At 36.5% G+C, this 8,601-nt stretch carries 8 protein-coding genes; 1 reads left to right on the top strand and 7 read right to left on the bottom strand.

Features of this window, described 5'->3' with window-relative positions:
- Nucleotides 1-158: 158 nt before the first annotated feature.
- The 4 genes from ACH2CJ_RS10090 to ACH2CJ_RS10075 form a co-directional block, all read right to left on the bottom strand.
- Nucleotides 159-827 (bottom strand): VTT domain-containing protein, encoded by a 669-nt coding sequence (locus ACH2CJ_RS10090; protein WP_394992577.1) that lies wholly within the window; start codon nt 825-827, stop codon nt 159-161.
- A gap of 92 nt (nt 828-919) precedes the next feature.
- Entirely contained in the window at nt 920-1,744 is an 825-nt protein-coding gene (locus ACH2CJ_RS10085; RefSeq protein ID WP_394992575.1) for a phosphosulfolactate synthase, read from the bottom strand.
- Nucleotides 1,745-1,985: 241 nt separating this feature from the next.
- Nucleotides 1,986-3,515: a pseudouridine synthase gene (locus ACH2CJ_RS10080; RefSeq protein WP_394992573.1), complete on the bottom strand. Its 1,530-nt coding sequence runs from the start codon at nt 3,513-3,515 to the stop codon at nt 1,986-1,988.
- 128 nt (nt 3,516-3,643) lie between these two features.
- A complete protein-coding gene (locus ACH2CJ_RS10075) occupies nt 3,644-4,261 on the bottom strand; it encodes an inorganic pyrophosphatase (protein WP_394992571.1) in 618 nt (205 codons plus the stop codon).
- Nucleotides 4,262-4,427: 166 nt separating this feature from the next.
- On the opposite strand from ACH2CJ_RS10075, the gene ACH2CJ_RS10070 reads away from it, so the two are divergent.
- Nucleotides 4,428-5,714, top strand: coding sequence for an amidohydrolase (locus ACH2CJ_RS10070; RefSeq protein ID WP_394992570.1), 1,287 nt, complete (start codon nt 4,428-4,430; stop codon nt 5,712-5,714).
- A 79-nt stretch (nt 5,715-5,793) separates the two neighbouring features.
- On the opposite strand, the gene ACH2CJ_RS10065 is transcribed toward ACH2CJ_RS10070, so the two are convergent.
- The 3 genes from ACH2CJ_RS10065 to ACH2CJ_RS10055 all read right to left on the bottom strand — a co-directional run bounded on the left by ACH2CJ_RS10065 (nt 5,794) and on the right by ACH2CJ_RS10055 (nt 8,512).
- Complete coding sequence (locus ACH2CJ_RS10065; RefSeq protein WP_394992568.1) at nt 5,794-5,985, bottom strand: cold-shock protein; 192 nt, start codon at nt 5,983-5,985, stop codon at nt 5,794-5,796.
- A 307-nt stretch (nt 5,986-6,292) separates the two neighbouring features.
- Nucleotides 6,293-7,810 (bottom strand): glycoside hydrolase, encoded by a 1,518-nt coding sequence (locus tag ACH2CJ_RS10060; RefSeq protein WP_394992566.1) that lies wholly within the window; start codon nt 7,808-7,810, stop codon nt 6,293-6,295.
- A 117-nt stretch (nt 7,811-7,927) separates the two neighbouring features.
- Entirely contained in the window at nt 7,928-8,512 is a 585-nt protein-coding gene (locus tag ACH2CJ_RS10055; RefSeq protein ID WP_394992564.1) for a PQQ-dependent sugar dehydrogenase, read from the bottom strand.
- Nucleotides 8,513-8,601 lie beyond the last annotated feature (89 nt).

Here is an 8,601-nt window from a genome sequence, read left to right as displayed (position 1 = left end):
GATTCATTCCCTTCTATGCCAAATTATATATGCAAACTTGATAAAAATGATTTAGATAAAATTGTACTTATCTAAGATTTTATCGCAAAATTCGCATTAGTAGAAACAAGTGATTTTTGAGCAAAATATTCATAGCTAAAAAGCTTACTATCTGTATTTTAAGCGATGTTGTTGTTGTTATTTGGAAAGAATTTTGCTTTCATTACTCCTATAATCATTGGAAGTATTGAAACCAAAACGATACCTAAAACAACCTTCTCAAAATTAGTTTTCACCCATTCGTTATTTCCTAAGAAATAACCCAATAAGGTAATGCCTGTTACCCATAAAATCGCTCCAATAATGCAAAAAGCGATGTATTTTGGATATTTCATACTTCCAGCACCAGCAACAAATGGAGCAACTGTGCGAACAATGGGTATAAAACGTGCCATGATTACAGTTTGCCCGCCATTTTTTTCATAAAACTCTTCTGTTTTTGTAATGTGTTCACGTTTAAGAAATAGTATTTTATCTTTTGATTTAATAAAATCACTAAAATATTTCCCAATAAAATAGTTTACATTGTCGCCAATTAATGCTGCACAAATTAATAAAGGAATAACAAATGTAATATCAATTTTACCGCCTGTAGCGGGAGCGGCTAATACACCAACAGCAAATAACAGGGAATCACCCGGTAAAAGTGGCATTACTACTAATCCTGTTTCGGCAAAAATAATCAGGAATAGCAAACCATAAGTTAATGTTCCATTATCATTGATAAATTGAGTTAAAGCAGCCAAAGGGTCTTTTAGCAGATTAAGAATAAAATGTATAAATTCCATGTTAAGAGATTTGATGCAGAAGGATTATATAAATATGATGTATGAGGCAGAAAAAGATTAAAATTTATACCTCATTTATGTTTGTATTGAAATTACTCTTCTTGAGTAATACGTTTGTCGCCGCTGTATTTGCCCAGTTTAAAGCGTTTTTTTGTTTTTTCGGGCAAGAAATTAGCAAATGTATCACCACGTAGCCCCAAACGAATGGTTTCGAGTGGAATTACTTCGTTTGGTGCAATATTACCGAGATTTACGTTTGTGCCAACCAATTTTACAAAGTAAACTTGTTGGGATTTTTGTGGGGCTTCCCAAATAATTTTATCGGCAGGAATAGCATGAATAATTTCATCTACCAAACCTTGACGCACTTCGCCACTACTACGAAAAAGTCCAACATTTCCACCTTCACGAGCCTCACCAATTACTTTCCAAGCACCAGCATCAAGCTCCGACTGCATCATTTCAATCCATTTATAAGGAGCAAAAATCTTTTCAGCATCTTTTGAACCTACTTCTGAAAGCACTTTAACACGAGTTGCCAATCGACGAATATATTCACATTTTTCATTACTTGGAATCTCTATTGAGCCATCTGAAACTTCGGCGTGCTCAAGATTATATTGGTCTAAAACTCTTAAATAATCTTCAAATTGGTCACGGGCAACGAATGCTTCAAACAATGTTCCACCAAAATAGAGTGGAATTTTAGCATCTTGGTATACTTTGACTTTTTCTTTGAGATTGGGCGTTACGAAAGAGGTTGCCCAGCCAAGTTTTACAATATCAATGTGGGGGGCAGAAATAGACAACATATCTTCTACTTCTCTGATACTCAATCCTTTATCCATTACCATCGTTAGTCCAGACTCACGTGGTATAGTTGTACGTTTCGGAACGTGATTTAAATTATAATTCATTCTCTACTTTGTATTTTATTAAAATCAGGAACAAAGATAATAAATTTTGGTCAGTGAGTTGTAAAGGAAATGGTACAATGATGAATGATGAATGTTAAATAACCAATAATATATTTTGTAAATTCTTTGTTATCAGTAAGTTACGACTGTGTTTTGTGCAAAAACCTGTGAGAGACTACCCACAGGTTTTTTATAAAATCATAAATTTGAATACAACATTTATCATTCATCATTGAGCTTTTTATATCATATATTTCAATCGAATTACTTCTTTTTCGGTTAAAAAACGCCATTTGCCACGTGGAAGGTCTTTTTTGTCAAGACCAGCGTATGTTGTGCGGTCGAGTTTCATTACTTCGTAGCCTAAACTCTCAAAAATTCGACGCACAATGCGATTTTTTCCGCTGTGAATTTTAATTCCTACTACTTCGGCATCGGGTGTAACGAGAGCCAATTCGTCGGGTTTTATAAAACCGTCTTCCAACTCTATACCATTGGTTATTGCTTCAAAATCTTCTTCCGAGATTGGTCTATCTAACTCAGCTTGGTAAATTTTCTTGATTTCGTGCGATGGGTGAGAGAGTTTTTCTGCTAATTCGCCATCGTTTGTTAGAAGTAGCAATCCTGTTGTATTTCTATCTAAACGACCAACTGGGTAGATTCGCTCTGGACAGGCATTTTTTACTAAATCCATCACCGTTCTACGGTCATCGGGGTCTTCGGTTGTCGTGATAAAATCTTTTGGCTTATTCAATAATAAATAAACCATTTTTTCTCGGTTCAAAATCTTTTTTCCGTATTTTACTACATCATCGGGCTTTACTTGATAGCCCATTTCGATGATTACCTTACCATTTACTGTAATTTCGCCCGCAGCGATTAATTGGTCAGCATCACGGCGAGAAGCAACTCCTGCATTAGAAATATAACGATTTAGTCTTATCGAGTCGGTAGGAGAGGAGGTTTTTTCTTCTTTCAAAAGTTTTTTTTGTACCTTTTCTGAAAGCCTACTTTTTAGCTTTTCTTCGTCATAATCTGGGGCATTGATTCGTGAAGATGTTGCCTGATTTTCTTTTGGCTTAAAAGGTTCATTTTTCTGAAAACGTGGTTTATCTGCCGAAAAAGCGTTTTTTCTATCATTCGAGGTTGCTCTGCCGCTTTCATCTCGTTTTTTGAATGGATGAGCAGGTCTTTCGTCTGAAAAACTTTTAGGTTTATCGCCGAACGGTTTTCCACTATCTTCTCTTTTCTGAAACGGTCTATCAATATTTCGTTGCCCGCTCGAAAAAGGTTTTTGGGCGGCATCCCGCTTCTCACCAAATGGTTTTTTATCGTCTTCTCGTCTTTGATATGGTCGGTCATTGCCAAAAGGTTTTTGGGCGGCATCCCGCTTCTCACCAAATGGTTTTTTATCGTCTTCTCGTCTTTGATAAGGTCGGTCGTTACCAAAAGGTTTTTGGGCGGTATCCCGCTTCTCACCAAATGGTTTTTTATCGTCTTCTCGTTTTTGATAAGGTCGATCATTACCAAAAGGTTTTTGGGCGGTATCCCGTCTGTCGTTGCTATCTTCTCGTTTTTGATAAGGTCTGTTATTACCAAAAGGTTTTTGAGCCGTATCCCGCTTTTCGCCGAAGGGTTTGCGGTCGTCTTCTCGTCTTTGATTTGGATAAGATGCACGGTCTGTGCTGAATGACTTCTTGACAGAAGACGAGTTTTTGTCTTTCGTTTCTGTTCTTGGTCTTGGTGGTCTTCCTGAATTTGAATTCCTCATGGGATTTGCAGCATCACTGCTGTAATTAGTTGATTATCAAGCACAAAGGTACAACTTTAATGGATAATGAAAAATTGATAATCAATAATTGGCTTTAAATCAATAAACATTCTCTAATTTATGAAACCTTAAACAGGTTTAAAGATCAAATCACGGTAATCCATCATTGATTTTCTGATAACTTCGTGGGCATCAAATCTTCCATAAACGTTTGATATTTCAATGGCATTCTTCTCGTCTGGCAAACTCTTGTAAGTTAAGAAATAATGTTTTAGGCGAGTCAGAATCGCATCGGGAAGTTCGCTAATATCAGTAAATTTTTGATAAATTGGGTCATCTACCAATACTGCAATAATTTTATCATCGGCTTCACCTTTGTCAATCAAACAAAGTCCACCAATCGGAATAGCTTGTAATAAAATATCTCCGTGTGGAATATGATGACTCGAAAGCACACAAATATCCAATGGGTCGCCGTCGCCTTCTTGTACTTTTTCAGAGCCACGCTCACGAGCTAACTTGGCTACTTCTTCACCACAATAAGTTTGCGGAATGAAGCCATAGAGAGAAGGAATAATATTTGAATATTTTTGTGGACGGTCAATTTTTAAATAACCCGATTCTTTATCTACTTCATACTTAATAGTGTCGGAAGGCACAATTTCGATAAAAACTGTAACTCTTTCAGGGGCTTTTTCGCCTACTGGAATTCCATGCCAAGGGTGTGCTTTGTAAACTGGTTTCATATCAAAAGTTTATTTTTTAACAAAGAAACACAATTCGGGATGATTTGGCAAATGCAGGAAAAAAACAGGGTGTATTTATAAAGCTATTCGTAGAATCGTTATGTTTGGAAAAAAATCCGACCGAATTTTTTCAAAAATCATTTTTCATCAACAAAATCTAATCAAAATGAAAAGAATCTTATTTTTAGTGCTCTCATTATCAAGTATTTACACTTTTGGGCAAAGTTCATTAAAAGCAAAAATCAACTCAAAAGCCGAATCAATTGACCAAAAAGTAATTACTTGGCGAAGAGATATTCACCAAAATCCAGAACTCGGCAATCGTGAATTCAAAACTGCCGAAAAAATTGCTGCACACTTAAGATCTCTCGGAATTGAAGTACAAGAAAAAGTTGCGTACACAGGCGTTGTAGGAATTTTGAAAGGCGGAAAACCCGGCCCAGTGGTACTTCTCAGAGCAGATATGGATGCACTTCCTGTAACAGAAAGAGGCGAGTTGGCGTTCAAATCGAATGTAATAACGGAGTATAACAACCAAAAAACGGGTGTAATGCACGCTTGCGGGCATGATACGCACGTGGCGATTTTGATGGGGGTTGCTGAGGTGCTTTCATCTATGAAAAATGATTTGGCAGGAACAGTGAAATTTTGTTTTCAACCTGCCGAAGAAGGAGCTCCAGCGGGCGAAGAAGGTGGTGCTGCTTTGATGATAAAGCAAGGTGTTATGGAAAATCCAAAAGTAGATGTGGCTTTTGGACTGCACATTAATTCTTTGACAGAAGTTGGCAAAATTAGGTTTCGTTCGGGCCCAGAAATGGCTGCTGCCGATACTTATACTTTAAAAATTAAAGGTAAACAAACACACGGAGCGAGTCCGTGGAGTGGTATTGACCCAATTGTAACTGGTTCACAAATCGTAATGGCTTTTCAAACTATCATTAGTAGAAACGTTGACATCACCGAAAATCCTGCAATTGTTACCGTCGGGGCATTTAATAGTGGAATTAGAAATAATATTATTCCCGAAGAAGCAATTTTGATTGGCACAATCAGAACATTTAGCGATACTCAACAAAAATTAATTCACAGAAGAATGCAAGAAATTGCGACTAATATTGCCGAAAGTGCGGGTGCAACTGCCGACTTGAAAATCAATATTGGCGTGCCAGTAACTTATAATGACCCAACTTTAACCGAAAAAATGACTCCAACTTTGACTGCATTGGCTGGAAAAGACAATATTTTATCGGCATCGCTCGCCACAGGAGCAGAAGATTTTAGTTTTTTTGGCAAAAAAGTACCAGCATTTTTCTTCTTTTTGGGTGGAAAATCCGTTGGAAGCACCGTTGCTGCACCGCACCATACACCAGACTTTTTTATTGATGATAGCGGCTTAGGTCTCGGCGTAAAAGCACTTTGTCACTTGACAGTTGATTATTTTGAGAAGAAGTAGGTCTTTTGAAAAATGCTTAAAATATGCTTGTCCTAAAATATGTTTACACAAACCTATTTTAGGACAAGACAGTATTTTATTATGCCACCTGAACATTAACTGCATTCAACCCTTTTTTGCCTTGTTCAACGTTGAATTTTACCTTATCATTTTCACGGATTTGGTCAATCAAACCAGACATATGTACGAAGATGTCTTCACCTCCATCGTCAGGTGTAATAAAACCAAATCCTTTTGAATCATTAAAAAACTTTACTGTTCCTGTTTGCATAAATTAAAAATTAAAAATTGTTATTCGTACGATTACGGCATGAATATAGTAAAATATAAGGTAAGTATTATTTTTTACTAATTTTTTTTCGTTCCCCTGTTCTCCTAAATGTTAGCGAATAAAGTGAAGAAGTTTGGCTGATTTTAAAACCGTAGTGGAGCTATCAGTCATTGTGTCAGCCGTTCAATATCCATTGCGGGTTACAACGGCATCTGAGAATAGGTTTTGCGTAGTTGTATTATAAAGAACGCTTTTCACAAATTTATTATGGATAAATATTGAGCCAAACGTAGGACATAAAAAGCAACTACCTCAACCCCGTCACCAAAGTAACCACCGCCTCAGCAGGTATTTCAATACTTGTGCCTTTGATTTTGCTGTGAGCTAAATTCTTATCTTTTGATGTTGTGTAGGTGTCAATTACTTGATTTCTTGTAAGGTTTGGCAGGTCGATTCGCTGATTTTGAGCAGAGTTCACAATCACCACCACAATCTGTTTTGAGCTTTTATAGGCCGAAATCATCAAATCTTTGTTATCGGTTTCGATTTTTATTCGCTGCATTTGTGGTCTGACAAATCTTGAAAAATTACCAAATGCCCACAGGAGTTTTGAATCATAAACTTCACCATCAAATTTATTGCTATCGTTTTCTCCTTTTACGCCATTGTTTGAGATATAAATCAACCCATCTTTATAATCATTGGCACTGACCGAAAGCCACCAATGCCACGCTGAAGCATTAGCATAAGTCAAATCGGCATGAATAACTTTGGCAACATACAAAGCGGTTTTCATGCCTAAATCTTGCCCGCCACCTTTGATTTCGCCAGCATTGTCGCCCAAAATACAATATTCCGATTGCCAATAATTGATTTTTTGCTGCTGAACCTTGGCTAATAAATCTTGACGTTTACTGATTAATTCATTGCTTGGCGAAGTCGTAAAATAACTATGCCCACAAATTATTTTTTCTGCCGAATTTAAATTGCCAACATAGTTTTTGCTCGATTTTGAAAAGAAATCTTCAATCTGATTGTCCTGTTTTGCCTCACTTCGGTTGGTCTTCGATTTGTACATATAATCAATTTGTGCGGCTTCGGTAATGACAACCTTTGTGTTTAATTTTCGGTCTGTCATTTTCGCATCTAATTTCCGCACCGCCCAAGCCAAATCATCATTATTGATGGGCGTTCCTTCTTGCGAACCAAATCCCGATTTTGATTTAGGCCCCCAATCCCACTGTGGTTCGTTGAATGGACTGATATAATCAAATTTAAGTTTTGCCGATACTTTCGTCAGAAAACTCGTGAAATCATCAATTTTGTTTTTATCAAAATTCCATTCGCCTAATTTGCCGCTACCAATTGCCAAACCATTTTTTGTCATCGAAACGGGTGCAGAATTCAGAAAACCCAGCGTAAAATCAACGTCATTTCTTTTAGCAGCTTCCAAGAACCATTGTTGACCACGTTGTTTATTCCAATTATATTTTTCATTTTCCAGAAAACATTCTGCTCTACGCCATTCATTCGTAATTTTGCTCTCAATTCCTTGTTCTGTACTGCCCGCTCCGATATTAAATCGCCACATCGAAAGTCCAATTCCTTTCGGATTTCCTGCCTTATCTAATTGCTTGCTAAATAATAAACTCGCTATTTTTTCTCGCTTTTCAATCGGATAATTTTCACCAATCATTTGCATCGACCAACAATCTGAAGCCCCAAAACTATGTATGGTTTGGTAGGTTGTTTTTGTATCAATTTTTAGTTTTTGAGAAAGTCCGATTTGGGATATGAATATTAGAAAAAGTAGTGATTTTTTCATTAGATTTTGGCGAGTTGTACAAAATAAGTTTACAATTATAAGCAAAAAATCTTGCTCTACGAAGTCTATACGAAACTTCACAGAGCAAGATTTGAATTAACATAAAATAATCGTATTTTAATCAACCACTGGCGTAATTTCAATGATTTTGTCAGATGGACTAACATTATTAGTACAGATATAAACTTTTCCTGTGGGCGAAATGGCAATATCACGCAAACGACCAAATTGATTTGTATAATATAAAGTTGGCTGTCCGACAATAGTATTTCTGTCTTCGCTGAGTTTGAAACTATAAAAAGTCTGATTTTTGAGCGAAACCATCAAAAGGTTATTTTTCCAACGCGGATAAGTGTCACTATTGTAATAATCTAAGCCACAAAATGCCCAAGTAACGTTTCCAGAAGAAAAGATAGGTTGTATGGTTGAATTAGCATTGCAAAAAGTAATTTCACTTGGTGTATCACAAGGGCCATTGACATTAGGCCAACCATAGTTTCCCGATTGAACAATTAGATTAATTTCATCTTCAATATTTGGTCCGTGCGAACTTACATAAAGTTTACCATTGGCATAAACCATTCCTTGAGGATTTCGGTGTCCTTTACTCCAAATCGGACTTCCTGCTGTTGGATTATCTTCAGGAATTGTTCCATCTAAATTGATTCGTAAAATCTTGCCATTAATAGAATTATTAGACATTTTGAACACTAAATTATTATATTAACGTGCGTTTGTGCGACCTTTGCAAAAAAAAGCGATATGCAATACTTAAAAATACGCCAAAACGA

Origin of the sequence: Emticicia sp. (genome assembly GCF_043780375.1) — a bacterium.
Taxonomy (GTDB): domain Bacteria; phylum Bacteroidota; class Bacteroidia; order Cytophagales; family Spirosomataceae; genus Emticicia.
This window is presented reverse-complemented; position numbering and strand designations above follow the sequence as displayed.

What these genes read in the sequence shown, in the direction of transcription:
- ACH2CJ_RS10065 (WP_394992568.1), bottom strand. Translation starts at nt 5,985, where the DNA reads ATGCAAACAGGAACAGTAAAGTTTTTTAATGATTCAAAAGGATTTGGT.
- ACH2CJ_RS10085 (WP_394992575.1), bottom strand. Translation starts at nt 1,744, where the DNA reads ATGAATTATAATTTAAATCACGTTCCGAAACGTACAACTATACCACGT.
- ACH2CJ_RS10080 (WP_394992573.1), bottom strand. Translation starts at nt 3,515, where the DNA reads ATGAGGAATTCAAATTCAGGAAGACCACCAAGACCAAGAACAGAAACG.
- ACH2CJ_RS10060 (WP_394992566.1), bottom strand. Translation starts at nt 7,810, where the DNA reads ATGAAAAAATCACTACTTTTTCTAATATTCATATCCCAAATCGGACTT.
- ACH2CJ_RS10075 (WP_394992571.1), bottom strand. Translation starts at nt 4,261, where the DNA reads ATGAAACCAGTTTACAAAGCACACCCTTGGCATGGAATTCCAGTAGGC.
- ACH2CJ_RS10070 (WP_394992570.1), top strand. Translation starts at nt 4,428, where the DNA reads ATGAAAAGAATCTTATTTTTAGTGCTCTCATTATCAAGTATTTACACT.
- ACH2CJ_RS10090 (WP_394992577.1), bottom strand. Translation starts at nt 827, where the DNA reads ATGGAATTTATACATTTTATTCTTAATCTGCTAAAAGACCCTTTGGCT.
- ACH2CJ_RS10055 (WP_394992564.1), bottom strand. Translation starts at nt 8,512, where the DNA reads ATGTCTAATAATTCTATTAATGGCAAGATTTTACGAATCAATTTAGAT.